The following is a 21,560-nucleotide window of genomic DNA, read 5'->3' as shown; positions in this document are numbered from 1 at the left end:
TGGACATAAGCTAGCATAGATTAATATATCAGCCCTTTTCCTATATAGGAAAAGGGCTTTTTATATGCGGTTTATCCTGCAGGTTGTGAAGCATAATATCGAGTGCTATACTAGGTCCGCACCCAACAGTATGGATGCTCCTTTTATGTGATTTTATTCACTGGTAATAGTTGCGAGGAGGACTGCCCGTTATGATAAATGTTCGATTGAAACGCAAATTAGTGATCTGGAGCATGCTTATCATTTTTGTGATAGCCGGCATTACTTGTTGGCTGTTGTATATGAATCATATGTCAAAGCCTGGTATTGCCTATACACAAACATGGTCTACAGAGCAAGGCAAGCTGAAGCATCTGCAGATTGACTCCGATTATGAGATTGCTGTGGAATTTGAGCCCAGCATGGATGGCAAAGATAGTGTACAGCTGCATGGTGAGCTATCGCCCTATGTAATTAGAGATTTGAATACGTTAAATATCCAGCAGCAGACGCTCCATCTCCAATTAGAGCAACCTCGTTATCCAGGCAATTTGTGGAGTCGTATTCCTTCTGCACATGTTCAATACATTACGGTCTACCTTGCTGATTCACATAGTATGGAATCTGCCGAATTTCGTTTAGCTTCATCCCAGACCAATCTTACCGATGTAACTGCCGATCGGATTGTTGCGCATACTGGCTCGGGGCGTATCAAAGCTCAACAGCTAAATGGTCGTACTCAGCTTTATACTTCATCCGGTGATATTCTGGTTCAGCAATGGCAGGGCAATCAACTGAAAATGGAATCAAGTTCCGGAAATATCCGGGTTAATCAGGCGATTGGACAGGTTCACTCCTTTACCGGATCAGGCCAGCTGCATATCAACCGTCTGAATGGTGCAGGACAATTTGAATCAAACTCGGGTGATGTGGATATTACTCCGGTTCATACTGGTCATTTAGAGATTCATGCTCGTACTGGTAATGTGCTTGTACATGGTCATCTTCCCACTGCCGGAAAATATGATATCCAGTCGGAAAAAGGGATGATCCATCTGCCTTCCTCGTCTTCTACGGATCAACCCTATATGAAGATACGTACTACTACCGGCAATATAACTATTGACTGATAAAGACAGATAAATCGGCAATTTATGTACCTCTGTGTATCTATTATTCGTTAACTGGTTTTATGTATTTTGTCTCTTCAAAATGTGACTTGATCTTCCGAATATTTTGTTAATAGACTATATTTATGATTTTTATGTAAATAATAACCATTTTCTAATCTGTAATTATATAAAATATGTTATAACTAATAAAAGAAATGAAATCACGAACGACAACCTGGAGTGTGACATGACTAACGAATCCCAACAATTACGTGAATTGTTAGATGCCAACCGCAGCAGTCATATCCTTTATATGTATAATGATGCATCTTCCTATCTCGACCATCTGGTTTCTTTTATGCAAACGGGGCTGGAGCAGCATAGCTACGTGCTGATCGCTGAAGATAATGCTATTTATAGTCAGGCGATGGCCATGCTGCAGCCCCATTTGATGAGTATTCAGCATGGTCTGGTCTATCATATTGATCCTGCATCCTGCAGATCTATCTCCCCGTATGCTCCTTTTGATCCGCTTTTTGATTATTTTACCAATCATATACGTCAGTCTGAAGATGATCCGCAGTTTCCTGTATATATATGGTCCAAGCAGGAACAATCAAATAGACTTCCCGATGTTTGCGATGAAGATCAGCAAAGCGGTCAAGAGCCCCCAGCTGCAGGATCTCTTTCAAAAAGAGTGTGTATTTGTGCCTGGGATGCTCAACGATTATCAGGAACAGATCAGCTGCAGCTAATGCGGAATTATCCCTATCTGATGACTGACCAGGAGCTTGTATCTTCACCTCTGTATAATGATTTATCCACTTCTTCAAATGATGCAAACGACCAGGTAAGAAGTGCAGATAATCATTCGGATACTGTTCTAAGTTCCGGTCAATCAAGCCAAAAGCAGGAATGGCTGGAAGCCAGCCACATGGAGCAGCAGATTGCCGAGCAAACTGTACGTGCCAAAAGTGAATTTCTGGCGATGATGAGCCATGAGATACGTACGCCGATGAACGGGGTGATCGGGATGACCCAACTGCTGCTGGATTCACCGGATCTGAGTGAACAGCATCGAGAGTATGTACAGATTATTGCCAAAAGTGGTCAATCTCTGCTGACTATTATTAATGATATTCTTGATTTTTCCAAAATAGAGGCTGGAAAAACGACCCTGGTGGAAGAGCCTTTTAATATTTATCATCTTATGGCAGAGACGCTGGATATCATGCTCGTACGAGCCAAAGAAAAAAATCTGGAAGTCAGTCTGTCCATTCATCCTCATATACCGGAATGGCTAATTGGTGATCCCAAACGCCTGCGTCAGGTGCTGCTCAATCTGATCAGTAATGCTATCAAGTTTACGATGGACGGCAGTGTGAAAATCTCAGCCCGTCTGCTGGATGGCAGTATTGATCCATTGCTCATTCAATTTAGTGTAACAGACAGTGGTATTGGTGTACCTGCAGACAAAATCGATTACTTGTTCCAGCCTTTTCACCAGTTGGACAATCATATCACCCGGACTACCGAAGGTACGGGTCTGGGACTGGCTATTAGCAAAAGTCTGGTTGAGATGATGAATGGTGAAATCTGGATCGAACCATTGCCAGCTCACGGAACCCGATTCTGTTTTACAGCGAGCTTTCGCCCGGAAGAATCTCCTGCGCTGCCAGCAGAACCATTGATATCGAATAGACGTATTCAACTACGTTCACCATTAAATATTCTAATTGCCAGAGACTCTGCTTCCAGTCGGGATCAACTACAACAAACGCTGCTGAATCTGGGATATACGGCTGCTGCGGTTAGCAGGCAGCAGCTTATCGAAAGTATGAAAAAGACTGTATATCATATTGTACTGATGGATATATCGATACCTGATAGGGAGTTCGATGAGCTTCTACGTAGTATGCTTATGCATAATAACAGAGATAACCCAAAACCTTACCTGATCGGGATTGTCGCTAGAGAACAGGATACTAACAGACAGGACTTTGGCTATTCGTCCGTTCTGGATGAATACCTGATCGAACCATTATCTGCAAATCAGCTGGCCGAAGTACTGCGCAAGTATGAAGAGAAGTACGGTCAACACGGACCCGATTCTCTGAATCCATGATCAAAAAGGTCGCAGCCCTCAGGTATTCAATCCCTATCGGCTACGACCAGAATGTCCATATTTCGTGCATAACGAAGTACTTTGCGTAATATCGATTCCCTACCCCATCGTTTCCATCGGGGAGTACTGGATTGGCCCAGAAGCATCTGTGTAGCCTGATGCTTCTGGGCTTCTTCGTTGATGATTCGTGCCAGATGCGTTAGCCCTTTACAGTCAGGTTCATACTGAATATTGAATTCTCCACCAAGGCGATTCGTAAGCTTGCTGAACTTGTCTGCTTTGAGAGCCGCATCTCCAATCAGTGACTGCGGATTTCCTATATGAACATATGTGACAATCAGTCTGGCTTTGAGCCGATAGGCAATACGGAATCCTCTTCGGATCAACCGCTCTGCTTCATGATCCAGTTTCACTCCAACAAATATAATTTCTTCCCTATGCCATGGACCACGTAGCGAATCTATACGTTCCCAGGATTCGAGACGATCATCTACATCATCGGCCACTTCACGGAGAGCCAGCTCACGCAGTGCAATCAGATTACCGAGTTTAAAAAAATGATTCATTGCCTGTTCTACTTTGGCTGCAGCATAGATTTTGCCTTCTTCCAGCCGCTGCTGCAAAGTTTGTGGCGTCACATCAATCAATTCAACTTCATCTGCCAGATGCAGAATAGAATCGGGTACGGTCTCGCGGACGCGAATTCCGGTGATCTGTTCAACCGCGTCATTGAGACTTTCCAGATGCTGAATATTTACAGTGGAAATTACCGAGATACCTGCATCCAGCAGTTCCCTGATATCCTCATACCGCTTGCTGTTTCGACTGCCCGGCACATTCGTATGCGCAAGCTCATCAATGAGTGCTACTTCGGGATTACGTGCAAGTACCGCATCCAGATCCATTTCTTCCAGCTGTCGATCGCCATAACTGATTTTGCATTTGGAAATCATCGGCAAAGTAGCCGCTTGAGCAGCTGTCTCCTGTCGTCCATGAGTCTCCAGTAGCCCGATCACTACATCAATTCCCTGACGCAGCAGCTCATTTCCTTCTCTTAGCATGGTATAGGTTTTGCCGACACCTGGAGCTGCACCTACATAGACTTTGAATGTGCCGCGCTTGATCTGATCGATTTTGCGTTCGATTTCTTCGGAAGGTAACCGTCGGTAGACCTCATTTCTTTTGACTGCGCTGGTGCGTGCAGGCAGAATACGCTCACCTTCCTGCTCTGCCCGATCAGCCATCAAAAAAATATCGATATCCCGTGTATACAGCAGCAGACCATTAATAACTGAACGATTCACTATTTCCTGCCAGCGGTTCTGACGTGAATGCCCCAGTACAATTCGTGTTACCTGATGCTCGCGGGCATAGTTCACCATCTGTCTGGGGAGCATCCGCTGCGAACGAATAGGAACTTCTTCGAATACGCCGCCGATCTGCCGGGTCAGCTCTTGAAATGCACTTTTGAAGGTCTGCTCTTCTCGCGTCAGTTTACGGCTGGAATTGCGAAAGGAGACGACAAGCAGATCTCCACTAAGCCGTCTGGCAATCTGCTGACCCCGTCTGATATAGATCGATCCGTTCCAATGATACTGTGCCGATACCATAATTCGCTCGGCAGTACCGGTCGGACCGGTCAGCCCCTGCTCAGCACGGTGCTTTTCCAATGTACCGCCGACTCCCTCCGCAACCGTACGCAATGCCAGTTCGCGTAGTACAGCCAGATTGCCACGTTCAAAATAGTCACGGTCTGCACTGTTATTCAAATGACCGGCAAAATAACGCTGGAGGATAACCTCCGGCGTTACATCAATCAGACGAACTTCATCTGCCTGTTCCAATACATTGGTAGGAACAGTACATTTCACTTTACGGCCAATATATTGCCGTGCCAGTTCTGCAACTCCTTCGAGTTCGTATACATTCACAGTAACCATAATGCTGATACCATGCTGTAGTAGATGTTGAATATCTTCCCATCGGGTAGTATATTGGGCTTCTGGGCGATTATGGTGTGCCAGATGATCCACCAGCAGTACTTCGGGATTTCGAGCGATAATCTGTTCTATATTCAGATCCTTTTGCTCACTCTGCTGTCCGTCCTCTTCTATTTCGGTCCAGTGAATGCTCGGAATTCGTTCCAGATCACCCAGCTGCTGTACGGTCTCTGGTCGGCGAAGAGTAGATACCGCACACATCGCTACATCAATACCCTCCTGCTTGAGCAGCTGACCATCCCGGAGCATATGATAAGTCTTACCGGAGCCGCTGACGGCTCCAATATAGACTTTGAGTTTGCCATGATGCAATTTGGCGATCATTTGCAGCATCTCTTCCGGTGTCTTGCGCCGAAACGTACTCATGACTGGGCACGCAGCTGCTGCACCGCCAGATTCAGTTTGAGTACATTAACAGCTGGTTCACCAAAAATGCCTAATTGTGCAGAAATTGTATTTTCTTGTACCAGCGATTGCAGCTGATCCGCTTTCAGGCCGGTCAGTTGGCTGATACGGGGAATCTGGGCTGCTGCTGCCTGCGGTGTAATATCCGGATCAAGACCCGAGCCGGAATTGGTCACCAGATCGACAGGCAGTGAAGATACGGGAACGTCAGGATTCTGCTTTTGCCATGTAGCGACTGATTCTTCAATTCGTTTGCTTAAATCAGGATTGGATGGTGCATAGTTCGGTGAACCCGATCCGTTGGCATTATATTCGATGCTGGACACCCGTCCTTGGAAATAATGAGGATCGGTAAATGACTGTCCGATCAGCTCTGAACCAATCACATCGTGGTTGCTGTTATATACAAGGCTGCCTGCCGATTGATGCGGCATGGCAACTTTGGCTATTCCTGTAATGGCTAATTGATATAGTACACAGCACAGGACAAATAGTATTGCACTCGTACGTAGTGTAATCCATACATTTTTCACGTTTATTCTTTCCTTTCCGAATAGGCAGTTAATCTTGGTAGACGGTTAATATTGCTCATATACAGACAATGCTATTACAGGAATCAGACAAACCACTGGATCAACAAATCAATCACTTTAATCCCAATAAATGGCACCACTACACCACCAAATCCATAAATAAACAGGTTACGTTGCAGCAATCGGCTGGAGCTCATTGGCTTGTAGGCTACCCCTTTCATCGCCAGCGGGATCAGAATCGGAATAATAATCGCATTAAAAATCAGTGCCGACAGGATCGCTGAAGTCGGTGAATGCAGATTCATTACATTGAGCAGCTGCATCTGCGGAATAGCAACCATAAACATAGCGGGAATAATCGCAAAGTACTTGGCAATATCATTGGCGATACTAAATGTAGTCAGACTGCCACGCGTCATCAGCAGCTGCTTGCCAATCGCTACCACTTCGATGATTTTGGAAGGATCGGAATCCAGGTCAATCATATTGGCAGCTTCCTTGGCGGCTACCGTACCGCTGTTCATTGCAATCCCGACATCAGCTTGCGCCAGTGCCGGAGCATCATTAGTACCATCTCCGGTCATCGCAACCAGCTTGCCTTCAGCCTGTTCGCGGCGAATAACAGCAATTTTGTCCTCAGGTGTACTTTCGGCGATATAATCATCCACTCCTGCTTCTCTTGCTATGGTTGCTGCAGTGAGCGGATTATCACCGGTACACATAATCGTCTTGATTCCCATACTGCGCATCTGTTCAAAACGTTCTTTCATGCCTGCTTTGACGGTATCCTTGAGATAGATCAGTCCATAGATCGTATCATCTACTGCTACCGCCAGTGGTGTACCACCTGCCGAAGCAATTGCATCACTATTGGCTTGCAGGGAAGCAGGGATGGTTCCACCCTGCTCGGTCACCCAGTTTTTGACCGCATCTACAGCTCCCTTGCGCACTTTGCGTCCGTCCGGCAGATTTAGTCCGCTCATACGCGTCTCTGCCCTGAATTCGATAACTTCCGCGTCTCTCCCCAATTCCTGATCATAATTCCAATTTTGCTTTTTCATAAGTTCCAGTACGGATCGTCCCTCTGGTGTCTCATCATAGGTTGAACTGATGGCTGCCCAGTATCCTACATCCTGTGCAGCATGTCCATCGGTAGGCACGAATTCGCTTGCCATCCGATTACCGTAGGTGATCGTACCGGTTTTATCCAGAATAATAGTATTGATATCCCCGGAAGCTTCGACTGCTTTGCCTGACATGGCCAATACATTAAATCGCGTCACCCGGTCCATACCGGCAATCCCGATAGCAGACAACAGACCGCCAATTGTTGTTGGAATCAGACAGACCAGCAGGGCAATCAATACCGGAACAGCCAGATCAATCTCCAGATAATTCGCCATGAATGGCAGGGTAACAACAACCATCATGAATATAATAGTCAAGCTTATCAACACTGTGTTTAAGGCAATCTCGTTAGGTGTCTTTTGGCGTTCTGCTCCTTCGACCAGACTGATCATTCGATCCATAAAGGATTCGCCGGGATCGCTTGTAATACGTATCCTAATCTCGTCACTAATGACCATGGTACCTCCGGTCACCGAACTGAAATCTCCACCCGCTTCCTTGATAACCGGAGCGGATTCACCGGTTATGGCAGATTCATCTACAGATGCCAGCCCCTTCATGACTTCGCCATCTCCAGGAATCATTTCTCCCTGGGATACTCGCACAATATCGCCTTTACGCAGATCGGTAGAAGGTACTTCTACCGTCTTCTCACCATCAATGCGATGAGCCATAATTTCTTTTTTGGTCTTTTTGAGAGAATCTGCCTGTGCTTTGCCCCGTCCTTCAGCCAGCGCTTCGGCAAAGTTGGCAAACAATATAGTGAACAATAAAATAACAGCTACAGATATATTGAAGCCGGTCGATACGGCTTCTCCAAAAGCATTGGGCATGAAAATCAACAAAATACTGATTATCAGACCTACTTCTACTACAAACATGACTGGATTTTTCATCATTAATCTGGGATTTAATTTTATGACCGATTGCTGCAAAGCCTTGCTAATCAGTTCCCGGTTCATCACGGAAGCTTGATTTTTCATTGCTGATTCCTCCACTTGAAATGTCTCTATTTTCGCTATGCTTTATTTATCAAATAGTCATGTATACAGATCAATCGCTGAGATAGGTTACAGCTCCGTATTCGGTTGATGTTATTGGATATTCTCCAAAGCGGCTGCTCGTTCACACCTTTACAAAGTCAGCTGTTCTGCAATCGGTCCCAGTACAAGCGCCGGGAAAAACGTCAATGCCCCTACGATGACAATAGCAACTACAAATACCAAGCCAAACAGCGGCTGATCGGTACGCAATGTTCCACTAGTCTCAGGTACCGGCTTTTTCATGAGCAATGATCCGGCTACTGCCAGCAAAGTTATCATTGAAAAGTAACGTGCGATAAACATAACCACGCCGGTCGACACATTCCAGAATATCGTATTGTCCCCCAATCCCTCAAAGCCCGAACCATTATTGGCCGCAGCAGAAGTGAACTCATACAATACCTGAGTCAATCCATGATAGCCCGGGTTGGAAATGGTATCCGGGTATGCCATAAGAGCAACAGCCGTTGGTGCCAGAATCAACAATGGCTGGATCAGCAGCGTCACTGCAATCAGCTTCATTTCTCTTCCTTCGATTTTGCGTCCCAAAAATTCAGGCGTTCGTCCAACCATCAATCCGGACAGGAAAACCGCGATAATGGCATACATCAGCACGTTAAGAACCCCGACTCCCGAACCGCCAAAGACTGTATTAAGCATCATGTTCCCAATAGCGACCATACCCGCGATCGGTGTCAATGTATCATGCATAGTATTGACTGCACCTGTCTCTGATGCCGTTGTCACTACCGAATAAAAGGAAGATTGTTCTACCCCAATACGTACTTCCTTACCTTCCATCGAACCTGTACCCTGCTGGATACCAGCCTGCTGAATGAGCGAATTTCCCTGATGCTCACTCACCAGCGATATGCTCAGCATCACGATAAACATCATCATCATGGATACGAACAATACACGCCCCTGCTTATTGTTGCCAACCATTTTGCCATATGTAAATGGCAGTGAGACCGGAACCAGCATCATTAGCATAATTTGTAGCATGTTACTGATACCGCCCGGATTCTCAAATGGATGCGCGGAATTGGCTCCCATAAAGCCTCCACCATTGTTACCCAGCTCTTTGATCGCCAGGAAAGTACCCATAGGTCCTGTAGCAATCTGCTGCTGCGCTCCTTGCAACGTCTGGGCAGCCACTCCGGTCTGCAAGGTCTGCGGTACGCCAAGCCCGATCAGGATGATTGCTGCAACGCAGGCCAGCGGAAGCAGAATCCGTGTTACTGCCCGGGTCAGATCCACAAAGAAATTACCAAGCGGCTTGCCTGCCAGTCCACGAATAAATGCGATAGCTACTGCAATCCCTGTGGCCGGTGAGACAAACATCATAAACACGATCGCTGTCATCTGCGAGAATAATGACAATCCGCTTTCTCCGCTATAATGCTGAAGATTTGTATTCGTCATAAAACTTACGGCTGTGTTAAAAGCCAGATCCGGGCTCATTGCACCTATGCCTGCCGGATTAAGTGGCAGCTTATCCTGCAAACGGAAAATCATATACACTACCAGCAATAATACCGTGTTGCTGATCAATACAGCAGCTGCATACTGCTTCCAGGTCTGATTTTCCTGACGGACACCACCAATACGATAAATTCCTTTTTCCAGCGGACCAAACCAGCGATCCAGACGTCCTGGTGTGTAATCAAATGCTCTCGCAATATAACTGCCCATAGGACGAGCCAATAAAATAACGATGATTAAAGTTACTGCAATTCCGATATATGGAAGAATACTCACAACACTCGCTCCTGCCTATTTAAAATTTTTCCGGATAGATTAAGGCATAACACAGATACACCAGCAAACCAGTAATAATAATCCATAATAACCAGGTCACTTGTCATTCCCTCTTTCTCCAATGACTCGGGATGACCATTCTGCCAGTCCTCCAAGTGCGAATGCGATGAGTATTACCAATACGATCATCATGATGTCCAGCATGGTTTCGTTGCTCCTTCGTAAATAAGTTCATTTTCCTATCCATGGATTGCCAAGGACATTGTTTATCTTCAAAACGTATTATCTTTGCCAACAAATATTTACGTATTGCGCAAATGTACCACACACATATAAGTGTTTTTAAATCGTTGTTATGTGTATTGTTAGCAGTTAATCCTAGAATAAATTCCAAAATTGGCGCAAAAAAAGAAGCCTGGAGAAAAGCAGAACTTTTTCCAGGCTTCCTGACAGATCTTCTGCTTGCTGGTGCATCCATTTCATGCAGCACCAAACAAACTTTACTATCTGTTATAAGTCGGATATAAGTTCTCCCTGATACGCTGACGAGGTTAGCTGTCGGGTTCGGGCTGGAAGATTGCCCGTTCCGGAAGATTCCGGAATTCACCCCATGTCATAGACCGTATAAACTCTTTTCAGTCCTTAGGCTGCTATGACGATTGGTTCCCCCGCTTTCCATATGCAATGGAAACTAAGCGTTGTAACGTTTTCCTGTATGCTGCTCAGAGCATAATAAAACACAGAGCTCTTATACCCTGTGTCATGAATGGCACAAGTCTTACACTCCCTCTCCATCTGTGCTTACGAGGTTAGCTGTCGGATTCGGGCGGTGAGAGTCGCCCTACCTTCAGACCGATACCATGGTGATCGGCCTGAAGGATTCACCCCTTGCGGTATATAAGGTGGCTCTCACACCGCCATTATTCCCGCTTTATTGGTTCCCCCGCTTTCCGGTTAGACCGGAAACTCAGCAATTACAGAATATAAAACCCAATTATAATGACTGCCATTTACAGCAGTCGCTGATTCCAGATTTACTATTCAAATCCGGGAATCTCTAAATCCTGAAATGTATGTTACGCCTGTCCTTGCTAACTGTAAAGGTGACAGAAAAGGCAAAATGGACCCTGATAGTTCACAAATGTCTTTTTACAACAATTATTAATTTTTTATCTATCCGAAGCTCTTTATTGCTCTGCTTTTCTTTTGTTTTCGCGAATTCGACTTTATTTTCATTGATGCAAACATCTTTTTTTGCAAAAACGTGAAAATGAATATGTAATTCTTTTCATGCGTAATACAGATACTGTTCTCTTCAAAATAATAACTTGTTTCCATAATAAAAAGCCGAAGCATCTAAAATACTTCGGCAACTGTTACCTATAGGGACAAATCTGATAGATTTTGAGGGTAACTATTCAAAATGTGTCTTATCAGCGGGTATGACGAATCCAGATATTGTGCTGCTCCTCCGTCATTTCTCCAATCATTTGCGAGAAATTCACATACTGGGCAAAAGCATCCTTAAGCAGTTCAAACTGGGCAAATGTACCGGTGAACTTTTCCAGGGTCACCGAGCGGCCTATCGATTCCAGATTGCCAATCTGGCAGCCTTCCATGAGTTTGAGCTCTTTGAGTGCCGGCAAATCAGCCAACGCGGATATGTCATCAATACGGGAATCATACAAAGTAAGACTCTCCAACTGAGCATAACCACCCAGATAACGAATATGCCGATCCTGCAGCGCTCCAATATACAGCTTACGCAGTGGCAGCATGCGCCCAAGCTGTTCCCAATCTTCCTCCTGCCATTCATCGGCTCCCAAAATAGTAAGTTCACACAGCTCCGGCAAACTCGAAATATATGCAGCAGCTTCGCGAGTCGGAGCCGAGATTGCGAGCTTGTGCAGCGTAGTCAACTGGGCTAATGGAGAATAATCCTGAACTGCAGTACCGCGGCAATCCAGTTCATACAGACGTGACAGATTGGTCAGCGGTCTCAGATCCTGCACCTGGGTATCCTCAATATTCAGAATCTGCAAATAAGGCAAATTCTGAAGGGGTGACAGATCACGTACCGGGTTACGAAACAGATGCAAATTTTTCAGTTCCCGACAGCTCGCCAGCGGAGTAATATCTTCAATCTCATTGCGATTCAACAGCAGTTCACGAACCTGCAGGCAGCGGGACAATGGACTAATATCGCTTAGCTGTGCATCCGGCAAATAGATCTGATTAGCTGTTACAAAAGACTCTGCATCTCCATGACCTTCTGTAATCAGATTACGCCAGACAGGGTCCAGACTCGCAAACCAGGTATCCAGTTGCTCACTTTCTTCTCCTTCAGGCTGCTGTATAATGTCGCCCATCGCATAGGTCTGAGCATCCTTCAGTAGACGGGATTGTTCATTACGACCATACATCCAGTAACCCATACCTTCTTCTTCTACAACCGTATAATTCCCTTCACGCACCGTATCCCGCATAAAATGGATAAATGCTCCGAGGCTGGGGGCAATCACATGTTTCATTTCTTCGTCCCGGCCAAAGTTGATGATTTGGCCTGTTATGCCTTTTTCGGCAGGGTCCAGATCGATTCCAAGATGATTGCCTCCGCCATCATGACAGAATGGAATCCAGCCTTTATTGATATACTGTTCCTTGATCCAGCCGGATGGAATGGAATAATGATCGCCCAGCTCCTGATATTGCGGCTGTAGATCCGACCATATTTTCCATTCGCTCACCATATCGTCCAGACTCAAAAACTGAAGCCCAAAGAAAAGGCCGGGACCATTGCGGGATTCCCCATTATGAATATGATAGAGCTGTCTTAATTCATCCGGAAAGGTGACTCCCATTGCCTGCTCTGCCTGAGCAATCTCTACATCTCCGGCAGGCGGCAGCAGAAAGTCCTCCAGACTGTTCAGTTCCGGTCTCAAAATGGACTTGATTTCCTCGATCCATGTTCCTATCATATACAAGCCTCCTTTTTCCTAACCTAAACCAAACTCTCCATTTTTATTCATCTACACTGCACAGGCTACCTGCACCTTTCTCTATGTAGCTCCCGATCAATCCAGCAGAGCACTGCGTTTGAAAATAAGAACAACTTCTCCCAGATCTCCCTGGCTAATAGTTGTATCAAAAGAAGACACAAGCTCCCAACCATCAAACCCCAGATTGTTTAATTCCTCCTGAAGCAGACGGTCATCGACTCTGCCATTCACAAAACCGGCTGCCGGTAATTTTAATGTTTTATATTCCCACTGACTCATGGTATGATCTTCCTTTCTCCAAAACAATTCGGCTTTTGCCAAAAAGGGTATACAATGTATAAGAAATAGTCATGTATACTGAAGCATCTGCCGATTATCAAATTGTATGAATGAATCGGAATCTTGACTTATTTGAACCGATCCAACAAGCTATATTGTAACATAATAACGATAAGGAGTTACACCAGACTCGTGATGAAGACTATAGGGCTTGTCCGCCATTTCAAAGTGAATAAGGAATTCCCCATTCGGCAGATGGTGACGGTTCGCGAGCTGGTCACCTGGCTGGAGGAGTATGATGTTGCCGACATCGAAGAAGGGCAAACGGATTTGCAGGGACTGAATTGGGAGAAATGTTTTGCCAGCGATCTGCCGAGAGCACTCAAAACAGCTCAGTATATCTATCCCGGAGAGATCATTATTATGCCCGAACTGCGGGAGATTACACCGCCTACCTTCCAGACCGAACTACGCTTTCCCTTTATTGGATGGGCTGTTTTTGCCCGGATCGCCCCTCTGCTGAGCCGGCGCTACAAACGCATGGTCGCCGAGACGGAAGCCCGGATCGATCGCGCACTAGATGTCATTCTTTCTTCGGATGCCGAGCATGTACTGGTAGTCAGCCACTGGGCGTTGATGCTGTATATGCGCAAGCAGCTGATCAAGCGCGGATTTGCCGGCCCTCGAATGCGGATGGTCGAGAATGGTAAGCTGCATATTTTCCGGGATGCCGAAGCACAGGCAGCTCTGCGCCAGACCAAGCGCTAATCCGATGAAATAATCAACACGTTGTTCGTATATTCTTTGCACCTGTACAACTGAATCCCCTCGTTATATTGTGGATATTCAAACACCCTGTTCCGATAATCCGGACAGGGTGTTTTTTTATACCTATATTAGATCTTTGCTTCCATAGCTCGCCCGCTAATGAACAGATCAATCGTCTCCTGTTCATATTCACTGAGTTCTCTACCGTATTGGGCTTGCAGCCGTTCAGCTACCTGATTACGGTCATGATCTGCATTTTGTACGAGCAATGCTGTACGCTCCAGCAGAATCAGCTCCTGATTGAATCGCTCAGCATCCCAGATCTCTGCATGATGAGACAATACTATCGTATCGGCATCGTATTTGCGCAGCGACTGAATCAGCTTCAGCGTAGTCGCCGGGGTATAACAATTGGGCGTTACATGGATATTCGGATACAGTGCATCCCCAAGGAATAATACTTTGTCTTCCCGGATATAGATGATCGAAGAATCAGCGGAATGATCTCCACCGACATGTTCGATAATACAATGCACACGTCCAAGATCAAGCTCCAGCTTACGGTCAAAAGTAATATCCGGGGTAGGCAGCAGAATATCGCGTTCTTCGCCAAATTCTTTTTTGATGGCATCGGCGCAAAAAGCAATTTCAGTGCCTTCCTCTACACGCCGATCCAGATCTTCATCGGACCAGGACAGCTTCTGCATCTCCTTGATGTGCTGTGTCGTCAAGGTCTGGGCGATAATGGTTGTATTGGCCTGATTCATGCCAAATACATGATCCCAGTGCCAGTGAGTGAGTACCAGCCAGCGTGGAGAAATGTCCAGCTTTACCAATTGATCGATAAAAAGCTGGATATGGCTTGCGGAATTCCCTGCATCGATCAACAAAGTGGAACGGGTACCCGTGACAGCCGCCAGAATAGGACGATCGGTTTCCTGATAGGGAGTTAGATAATTAATATGGGAAGATAAATTCTGCATAATCTGCATAGATGGCAGCTCCTGTTCTGATTCATAGGCACCTGCACAGCGGCAAGGTGCATCTTATGATAAATTCCATAGATGGATAGCGTATTCATGGGACAGTCCGGCTTTAAATGTATCCAGACGATTAGGTATACAGGCTATTTCTATATTTCCCTATTGTACTACATCTGATCGCTGTACCCAATGGCAGACGCATCACTACAGTTCTGCTTCCCGGCTTCGCTCCATGAGTGCCATCAGTTTCACTTCTGTCGCAGAATCCTGTACAGGCGTATAAATGCTGCAGCGAAGGTCTCCACTGCCCTGTACGACCAACGAAGTCAATTCAAACAGCATCTTGCCTCCACGTGCATGACGAAATTCAATCACAACCTGTGGCGCCGAGCTGACTTTGCTGTGCTGCCACAACGAACGGAAATCAGGATAGAGACTCATCATTTCATTCAAAAACTGCTCATACCATTCATCCTCTACATACTGTCCATAATAAGCCCGGAAAATAGACAAAAAATCTCCGGCAAAATCATCCCAATTCACAGCCAGTCTGCGAAATTCCTTGCGCGCAAACAGCAAACTGATCATATTGCGCTGCGTTTCAGGAATCTGCTCGAAATCCAGAAAGACATGCCGGGCGGCTTCATTCCAGCCCACAATCTGGCAATGTCTATCGGAGACAATGGTCGGACAATATTTGAGTTGTTCCAGTATTTTGGTCAATGAAGGTGAAATATGAGGCAGCTCTTCGGCAATGGGCGTTACACCATGACCTTTGTCCAGTGCCAGTGAGAACAGGTAACGTCGCTCATCCGTATTCAACTGTAGCGCAGCAGCTACATTCTCCAGTACCGAAGCCGATACCTGGATATCTCGCCCTTGCTCCAACCAGGTATACCAGGTAGTACTCACGCCAGCGAGCTGCGCTACCTCTTCACGACGCAGACCCGGTGTACGGCGCCGCGTACCAGCAGCAAGCCCTACCGATGTAGGCAGAATCTTGGAACGCTGGGATTTGAGAAAAACAGATAAGGCTTGTAAGCGTGCCTGATGGTTCATAAATCCTCCTCTATACATGCATTTAAACGAGCCTGTTATTAATTATACTAGGATAAACGGTAACTTGTAATAGGATAATATACATGCAAAGATACATATAGTAATCAATACAGATACAAGGAGGAAGCAGTATGGAACGAGTGGTTATTACAGGGATGGGTATTGTTTCCCCCATCGGAAATGATGTAGATACGTTCTGGCAGCAATTGAGCGGTGGCCAATCCGGTATACGCGCTATTGAGGCTTTTGATACTCAACGATATAAAAGTACGATCGCAGGTATAGTTCAGAACTTTGATGCGGATGCTTTATTCGGTCGCAAAGAAGCTCGGCGGATGGATCGCTTTACCCAGTTTGCCATAGCAGCTGCAGATCAGGCGATCCAGGATGCCGGTCTGGATATGAATCAGGTCAATCGGGAGCGTGTAGGCGTCTATGTCGGTTCAGGCATCGGCGGAATTCAATCTTTGCTGGATCAGCATCAGACGCTTATCCAGCGTGGACCAGAACGGGTCAGTCCAACGCTTGTACCTTCAATGATCGCCAATAGTGCGGCCGCCATGATCAGTATCCGTATTGGTAGCTGGGGACCCACACTGGCACCGGTTACCGCCTGTTCGATCGGTAATACCGCGATTGGCGAAGCCATGCGTCTGATTCGCGCTGGTGATGCTGATGTTATTATTGCTGGCGGTACCGAATCGGCTACCAACGAGGTTTCTCTGGCCAGCTTTGGCAATGCGACAGCTGTCTCTACCCGCAATGAGGCACCCAAAGCAGCCAGTCGTCCTTTTGACCAGGATCGTGATGGATTTGTAATGTCCGAGGGAGCGGGTATTGTCGTACTGGAATCGCTCAGTCATGCCTTGAGTCGCCAGGCTCCCATCTATGCAGAAGTAATCGGTTATGGCGCCAGCTCGGATGCTTACCATATGGTCGCCACCCATCCGGAAGGACGCGGGGCGCTGCTGGCCATGAAGGCAGCATTGGCTAATGCCGGGATTATACCGGAACAAGTCGATGTAATCAGTGCTCATGCCACAAGTACCGTAATTGGTGATATTTCCGAGACCAAGGCTATCCGCCAGCTGTTTGGCGATCATGCCTACAAACTGCCTGTTACTGCCAATAAATCGATCACAGGTCATATGCTGGGCGCAGCAGGTGGTGCAGAAGCGATCGCACTGGTACAGACCCTGCGCCATGGCTTGATCCCGCCAACAATCAATCTGGACCATCCCGATCCGGCATGTGATCTGGATTATGTGCCCCATACCGCACGAGAAGCCGATGTACAGATTGGTCTGTCAAACTCATTTGGATTTGGTGGGCATAATGCTGTTATCGTGCTGAAGCGATACGAGGAATAGTGACGATATGCAAGAATCTGCCGGGTGCGTTTACCCGGCTTTTTCCTGTGAATCAATGTAAAAAAGCACCGGCAGATGCCGGAGCTGTGGGGATGGCTGGACAAGCAGGTTATATACGTGCAAATGGTCAGTCTACTTGCCGGGTAACAATAAGCTTATGCTTGTAAGGTTCGGCAACTTTGAGAATAGCAGGCTTGGACTCATATTCAAACCGGTGGTTCCAGTACAGCCGATCAATCAATCCCATCAGATTCAAGCGATCCCGATCGGGGTCTGTACCAATTTTCTGCCTTAGAAAACGCTGCAGCATTCTGCCATCCCGTACAAATGGATGCGGTGTCAAAAAAATAATCTGATCGGCCAGTGCAAAGCTTGGAATAAGCCATTCCATCAAATTTCCTTCCACAATCCATTCATCCTTACCGATAATATCCAGCAACAGACGTTGCCTCACAACCGGTGTATTGCGACGTCTTTTTTTGCCCTCATTACTCCAAAGGACAGATTCCAATGAATAGCTGGGTATGTCCAATCGCTCGGACAGCCTTGCAGCCAGCTCGGTTTTGCCGCTGCCGGGTGCTCCCACAATATGTATTCTTTTGGCCAACGACATAGTCACTACCTCCCCAAGATTACCCTGTGCCCGTGAACAGTGATTCGGCCGCATACCGGGAATACACTCTTCACTCTTTAATTTTTTATTTTCCATATAAGCAGCAACTATCTGGCAGCCGTATATAGCTTACTCTGCGTTCAAGCTTGTACGACTGCTGTTATTCAGCTCATGGATACTCAGAGATAGCGGCACCTTCTTTTCCTAAATATACATGTCGGTCACCCTGTATTTCAATTATTAACCAGAAGTAAATGAACATGCACCAATACATTGGAAGCATCTGCGCTGCTGCTTTGGCGCAATCCTATGTACAGCTCTCCTTATGTATACTGGAACACAATCTTTTGGACGAGCTACCACGTAAGACTGGAAATGGATGCTATAATAGTAACAGAATTTCCACAGGGAGGGAAAACGCTATGAAAAAGGATAATGAACAAATCAGTTCGAAGCTTTTTCGTTACTGGCTGAAAATTCCGCGCGTTCTGCGCATGAGTATCATACCTTTGGTCATGCTCATTATCTCCATCCTTGGCTGGATCAAAATTTTTCGTTATGGCTGGTAGGACAGCGTATCCTTTAGCAGAATCTATTCGTCTACATAATATCAGCAGAACTGGTGAAGCAGATAGTGAATCACTTCTGAATTGTACTTTTTTACAACTGAAGGTCGTTACAGAAAATTCTTTTGCCTGCTCTGCACAGTAATCTACTGAACACAACGTTGTGCATATTTTCCGGTACCGGACTGCCGGACAATTCCACTTATTCTACTTGGAACAAACAAAGGAGGGCCCCCATTATGGCCTTTGTATACTCCACAGCCCATACAGCGAATAGCAATTCCAATTCGCAGCGTTCCTGTTATTCCGATCAAATTTCGTTCAATGAAATTTCTGATCAGGGATTAGCCAGCATTTCCATACAATCGACGATAGAAAGCCCTGTACGCAAAATGTCTTTGGCTCATAGTAACACAACCTATGAAACAACAGCATCGGTAATGCAGCCTACATCTATTGATGAATCCGTCGCTCCCTTTGTCAACTCCGACAACCTTGAACTGCAGCCGCTGCTGCATAGCCTGTACAAATATTGCCTCCATCTCACTCATTCCAGCTGGGATGCAGAAGATCTGATGCAGGAAACTTGTCTAAAAGTAATGCCAATGCTCTCAGAACCTGATGCGTTCCAGAATATCAACATCAACCTTGAAGCTTATATGCTGCGTGCTGCACGTAATCTATGGATCGATATTGTGCGAAGACGTACAAACCTGCAGCACAAGCAGATTCTACTGCAGGCTGATCAAACGGATTCCAATACGGATTCAGGCTATAAGCGTCTGGAATCTGAATGGGCGGCAGCCTTGCTGCTGCATCAGTTGTCTTCACGGCAGCATGCCGTTTTTGTACTCCGCGATTTGTTTGGTTACCCGGCTGCTGAGACTGCCCGCATACTGGATACTACCGAAGGCGCAATCAAAGCGGCACTTCATCGTGCACGTGGCGTTGTAAGATCGCTGCACGATCGAATACAATCAGATGATCATATTGCCCTGCCGCTGCCTGATGAACAGGATCAGGCACTGCTGCGCAGCTACCTGGCTGCTTTTCGTAATGGTCAGGCAGAGGATATGGTTCGTCTGCTGCTCGATCCGGCTGTAGATCCAATCGCGATTGCTCCGCAGGTTATCCGGCAGGCTCGCTGTACATTGCGGCAGACAACAGCTGTACCGCCTATGTCATATTGCAGGCTTACCGGCAGCGGAAGCCGGATGCTGATGTCTGCCTGATTTCAGGAGATGATTCCAATGGTACCTATTCCCTATGTTGTTGAACAAACCGACCGTGGCGAACGCAGTTATGATATTTATTCCCGTCTGCTCAAAGACCGGATTATTATGGTCTCCGGCGAAATTGAAGATCATATGGCCAACGTTATTGTGGCCCAGCTGCTTCATCTGACTGCTGAAGACGCAGACAAGGATATTCATATGTATATCAATTGTCCAGGTGGTTCTATTAGTGCAGGCTTTGCTATTTTTGATACAATGCAATTTGTGAAGCCGGATATATCTACGATTTGTACCGGTATGGCTGCGAGCTTTGGCACTATTCTGCTGGTTGGCGGTACTCCTGGCAAGCGAATGGCGCTACCGAATAGCGAAGTAATGATCCATCAGCCTCTTGGTGGAGCGAATGGTCAGGCATCCGATGTGCTTATTTATGCCGATCGTCTAATCCGCAGCCGTCACAAGCTGAATCAGCTGCTCGCTGACCATACCGGTCAACCGCTTGAACGTATTGAAAAGGATACAGATCGCGATTTCTTTTTCACCGCTGAAGAAGCACTGGAATATGGTCTCGTAGACCAGATTGTAACGCGTTTATAAGCGTATAATAGACGACGATAACTGGCTTGGCTATTCAAAAATTCAGAAATAGTATGCTCTCTATGCCTTTCAATATAAACTACAAAAAACAAAATCAAAAAACCAGAAGAATCCTTTGAGGGTTCTTCTGGTTTTTGCATTGTATTCGTTTGTCCTGTTACACCTTAATAAAACAATTCCGATCTCCCAGCCATAGCAACATTGATTTACAAAATACAGATTACTAGTCATATACCTACTGTGCAAAACAGACTATTTTGTCGTTACTTTTAAAGTTTCTGTGCTCGCATTATATGCAATGCTTGCGCCAAGACCTCTGGCAAATACCTGCGCCGGCACATAGGTTACTCCTTCAATAACTACTGGAGCAATATCAATCGTAGTTTTTTTACCGTTATAATATATCGTTTTACTGCCTATCGTCAGCGTCATTTTATATTTATCTTTACTAACTCCTATTGCTCCAGCATCTGCGTTAAATGTTAATTTTGCGCCAAGCGCTTCTGCGATTTCTCTTAACGGTACCAGGTTAGAATCTTTGTATAGTACAGGATCGCTGGCAAATTGTACTCTTGTTCCATTTACATACACTTTTAGACTGGAGACCTGATATTGGGGCACAGTGGGTTGAACTGCAGGAGCTGTATATGTATTGCCCGAAGAATGATCAGACGATGTAGAGCTGTCGGAGCTTGTCGAACCTCCATTATGATAGTGATATTCTCCATTGGCTAGTCCCCACTTGGCACAGTTTGTACGACAATAATGTCCTCCATTTGAATCCGTACGACCGGGATGGGCAGAAACTGTCAAGCTGACAGACAGAAAAAAAATAATTATGCATACAGATATTAATGATTTAATTATGATAAAAACCTCCTTTAATATAGTTTATATATCATCATATCAGCAACTTACCTAATATTCCATTATTTTCATTATATAATTAATAATGTATTAAAAGAGTGCCTCAACGGCAAAAAGAGACCTGTATATACAGGTCTC

The 21,560-nt window shown here is 45.9% G+C and carries 18 protein-coding genes, 1 pseudogene and 2 riboswitches; of the genes and pseudogenes, 7 read left to right on the top strand and 12 right to left on the bottom strand.

Annotation, left to right across the window (positions count from 1 at the left end; genetic code table 11):
• Positions 1 to 281: 281 nt before the first annotated feature.
• Together H065_RS0105620 and H065_RS26860 are read left to right on the top strand one after the other, a co-directional pair.
• Positions 282 to 1,109 carry a DUF4097 family beta strand repeat-containing protein gene (locus H065_RS0105620; protein WP_238557894.1) on the top strand — a complete coding sequence of 276 codons (828 nt, stop codon included), beginning with the start codon at positions 282 to 284 and terminating at the stop codon, positions 1,107 to 1,109.
• Between the two features lie 229 nt (positions 1,110 to 1,338).
• On the top strand, positions 1,339 to 3,216 hold the full coding sequence (locus H065_RS26860; RefSeq protein WP_017812045.1) for an ATP-binding protein: 1,878 nt from the start codon (positions 1,339 to 1,341) through the stop codon (positions 3,214 to 3,216).
• A gap of 26 nt (positions 3,217 to 3,242) precedes the next feature.
• Here H065_RS26860 and H065_RS0105610 read toward each other — a convergent pair whose 3' ends face one another.
• The 7 genes from H065_RS0105610 to H065_RS0105575 form a co-directional block, all read right to left on the bottom strand.
• Positions 3,243 to 5,582, bottom strand: a complete 2,340-nt coding sequence (locus H065_RS0105610; protein ID WP_017812044.1) for a hypothetical protein — start codon at positions 5,580 to 5,582, stop codon at positions 3,243 to 3,245.
• Positions 5,579 to 6,154 (bottom strand): potassium-transporting ATPase subunit KdpC, encoded by a 576-nt coding sequence (kdpC, locus tag H065_RS25290; RefSeq protein ID WP_017812043.1) that lies wholly within the window; start codon positions 6,152 to 6,154, stop codon positions 5,579 to 5,581. Before kdpC ends, H065_RS0105610 begins: the two co-directional genes overlap by 4 nt.
• Before the next feature lie 83 nt (positions 6,155 to 6,237).
• Positions 6,238 to 8,265 carry a potassium-transporting ATPase subunit KdpB gene (kdpB, locus tag H065_RS0105600; RefSeq protein ID WP_017812042.1) on the bottom strand — a complete coding sequence of 676 codons (2,028 nt, stop codon included), beginning with the start codon at positions 8,263 to 8,265 and terminating at the stop codon, positions 6,238 to 6,240.
• A 150-nt stretch (positions 8,266 to 8,415) separates the two neighbouring features.
• Positions 8,416 to 10,086, bottom strand: a complete 1,671-nt coding sequence (kdpA, locus tag H065_RS0105595) for a potassium-transporting ATPase subunit KdpA (protein WP_017812041.1) — start codon at positions 10,084 to 10,086, stop codon at positions 8,416 to 8,418.
• A gap of 19 nt (positions 10,087 to 10,105) precedes the next feature.
• Positions 10,106 to 10,186, bottom strand: a complete 81-nt coding sequence (kdpF, locus tag H065_RS28550) for a K(+)-transporting ATPase subunit F (RefSeq protein WP_081604057.1) — start codon at positions 10,184 to 10,186, stop codon at positions 10,106 to 10,108.
• A gap of 425 nt (positions 10,187 to 10,611) precedes the next feature.
• Positions 10,612 to 10,794: riboswitch (cyclic di-AMP (ydaO/yuaA leader) on the bottom strand.
• Between the two features lie 74 nt (positions 10,795 to 10,868).
• Positions 10,869 to 11,069: riboswitch (cyclic di-AMP (ydaO/yuaA leader) on the bottom strand.
• A 450-nt stretch (positions 11,070 to 11,519) separates the two neighbouring features.
• Positions 11,520 to 13,064, bottom strand: a complete 1,545-nt coding sequence (locus tag H065_RS0105580) for an SMI1/KNR4 family protein (protein ID WP_017812039.1) — start codon at positions 13,062 to 13,064, stop codon at positions 11,520 to 11,522.
• 96 nt (positions 13,065 to 13,160) lie between these two features.
• Positions 13,161 to 13,364 carry a DUF4177 domain-containing protein gene (locus H065_RS0105575; protein ID WP_017812038.1) on the bottom strand — a complete coding sequence of 68 codons (204 nt, stop codon included), beginning with the start codon at positions 13,362 to 13,364 and terminating at the stop codon, positions 13,161 to 13,163.
• 195 nt (positions 13,365 to 13,559) lie between these two features.
• On the opposite strand from H065_RS0105575, the gene H065_RS0105570 reads away from it, so the two are divergent.
• Positions 13,560 to 14,132, top strand: a complete 573-nt coding sequence (locus tag H065_RS0105570) for a histidine phosphatase family protein (RefSeq protein WP_017812037.1) — start codon at positions 13,560 to 13,562, stop codon at positions 14,130 to 14,132.
• Between the two features lie 128 nt (positions 14,133 to 14,260).
• On the opposite strand, the gene H065_RS0105565 is transcribed toward H065_RS0105570, so the two are convergent.
• Both H065_RS0105565 and H065_RS0105560 read right to left on the bottom strand, forming a co-directional pair.
• The gene (locus H065_RS0105565) at positions 14,261 to 15,124 is read right to left on the bottom strand and encodes an MBL fold metallo-hydrolase (protein ID WP_017812036.1); all 864 of its coding nucleotides are present in this window, start codon (positions 15,122 to 15,124) and stop codon (positions 14,261 to 14,263) included.
• 195 nt (positions 15,125 to 15,319) lie between these two features.
• Entirely contained in the window at positions 15,320 to 16,174 is an 855-nt protein-coding gene (locus tag H065_RS0105560; protein WP_017812035.1) for a helix-turn-helix transcriptional regulator, read from the bottom strand.
• A gap of 131 nt (positions 16,175 to 16,305) precedes the next feature.
• Between H065_RS0105560 and fabF the strand changes: the two genes are divergently transcribed.
• Positions 16,306 to 17,544, top strand: coding sequence for a beta-ketoacyl-ACP synthase II (gene fabF, locus H065_RS0105555; RefSeq protein WP_017812034.1), 1,239 nt, complete (start codon positions 16,306 to 16,308; stop codon positions 17,542 to 17,544).
• A 127-nt stretch (positions 17,545 to 17,671) separates the two neighbouring features.
• On the opposite strand, the gene H065_RS25285 is transcribed toward fabF, so the two are convergent.
• Complete coding sequence (locus tag H065_RS25285; RefSeq protein ID WP_238557893.1) at positions 17,672 to 18,253, bottom strand: P-loop NTPase family protein; 582 nt, start codon at positions 18,251 to 18,253, stop codon at positions 17,672 to 17,674.
• Between the two features lie 326 nt (positions 18,254 to 18,579).
• Between H065_RS25285 and H065_RS27815 the strand changes: the two genes are divergently transcribed.
• The 3 genes from H065_RS27815 to clpP all read left to right on the top strand — a co-directional run bounded on the left by H065_RS27815 (position 18,580) and on the right by clpP (position 20,555).
• On the top strand, positions 18,580 to 18,726 hold the full coding sequence (locus H065_RS27815) for a hypothetical protein (RefSeq protein WP_017812032.1): 147 nt from the start codon (positions 18,580 to 18,582) through the stop codon (positions 18,724 to 18,726).
• Between the two features lie 236 nt (positions 18,727 to 18,962).
• Entirely contained in the window at positions 18,963 to 19,955 is a 993-nt protein-coding gene (locus tag H065_RS26855; protein ID WP_017812031.1) for an RNA polymerase sigma factor, read from the top strand.
• An 18-nt stretch (positions 19,956 to 19,973) separates the two neighbouring features.
• Positions 19,974 to 20,555, top strand: a complete 582-nt coding sequence (gene clpP, locus H065_RS0105535; RefSeq protein ID WP_017812030.1) for an ATP-dependent Clp endopeptidase proteolytic subunit ClpP — start codon at positions 19,974 to 19,976, stop codon at positions 20,553 to 20,555.
• Between the two features lie 252 nt (positions 20,556 to 20,807).
• Here the strand turns inward: clpP and H065_RS28140 are convergent, their stop codons facing one another.
• Positions 20,808 to 21,176, bottom strand: a complete 369-nt coding sequence (locus H065_RS28140; RefSeq protein ID WP_017812029.1) for a stalk domain-containing protein — start codon at positions 21,174 to 21,176, stop codon at positions 20,808 to 20,810.
• Positions 21,177 to 21,296: 120 nt separating this feature from the next.
• A pseudogene (locus H065_RS28135) lies at positions 21,297 to 21,368 on the bottom strand (YHYH domain-containing protein); the annotation flags it as partial.
• Positions 21,369 to 21,560: the final 192 nt, after the last annotated feature.

This window comes from Paenibacillus shenyangensis, from assembly GCF_000346635.1.
Lineage (GTDB): Bacteria > Bacillota > Bacilli > Paenibacillales > Paenibacillaceae > Saccharibacillus > Saccharibacillus dauci.
The sequence above is the reverse complement of the archived record's forward strand: the minus strand, read 5'-3'. Positions and strand labels throughout refer to the sequence as shown.

Bases quoted from the DNA above. Each gene is read 5' to 3' on its own strand.
- H065_RS0105620 (WP_238557894.1), top strand. From the start codon at position 282: ATGAATCATATGTCAAAGCCTGGTATTGCCTATACACAAACATGGTCT.
- H065_RS26860 (WP_017812045.1), top strand. From the start codon at position 1,339: ATGACTAACGAATCCCAACAATTACGTGAATTGTTAGATGCCAACCGC.
- H065_RS0105610 (WP_017812044.1), bottom strand. From the start codon at position 5,582: ATGAGTACGTTTCGGCGCAAGACACCGGAAGAGATGCTGCAAATGATC.
- kdpB (WP_017812042.1), bottom strand. From the start codon at position 8,265: ATGAAAAATCAAGCTTCCGTGATGAACCGGGAACTGATTAGCAAGGCT.
- H065_RS0105580 (WP_017812039.1), bottom strand. From the start codon at position 13,064: ATGATAGGAACATGGATCGAGGAAATCAAGTCCATTTTGAGACCGGAA.
- H065_RS0105575 (WP_017812038.1), bottom strand. From the start codon at position 13,364: ATGAGTCAGTGGGAATATAAAACATTAAAATTACCGGCAGCCGGTTTT.
- H065_RS0105570 (WP_017812037.1), top strand. From the start codon at position 13,560: ATGAAGACTATAGGGCTTGTCCGCCATTTCAAAGTGAATAAGGAATTC.
- H065_RS0105565 (WP_017812036.1), bottom strand. From the start codon at position 15,124: ATGCAGATTATGCAGAATTTATCTTCCCATATTAATTATCTAACTCCC.
- H065_RS0105560 (WP_017812035.1), bottom strand. From the start codon at position 16,174: ATGAACCATCAGGCACGCTTACAAGCCTTATCTGTTTTTCTCAAATCC.
- fabF (WP_017812034.1), top strand. From the start codon at position 16,306: ATGGAACGAGTGGTTATTACAGGGATGGGTATTGTTTCCCCCATCGGA.
- H065_RS25285 (WP_238557893.1), bottom strand. From the start codon at position 18,253: ATGGAAAATAAAAAATTAAAGAGTGAAGAGTGTATTCCCGGTATGCGG.
- H065_RS27815 (WP_017812032.1), top strand. From the start codon at position 18,580: ATGAAAAAGGATAATGAACAAATCAGTTCGAAGCTTTTTCGTTACTGG.
- H065_RS26855 (WP_017812031.1), top strand. From the start codon at position 18,963: ATGGCCTTTGTATACTCCACAGCCCATACAGCGAATAGCAATTCCAAT.
- clpP (WP_017812030.1), top strand. From the start codon at position 19,974: ATGGTACCTATTCCCTATGTTGTTGAACAAACCGACCGTGGCGAACGC.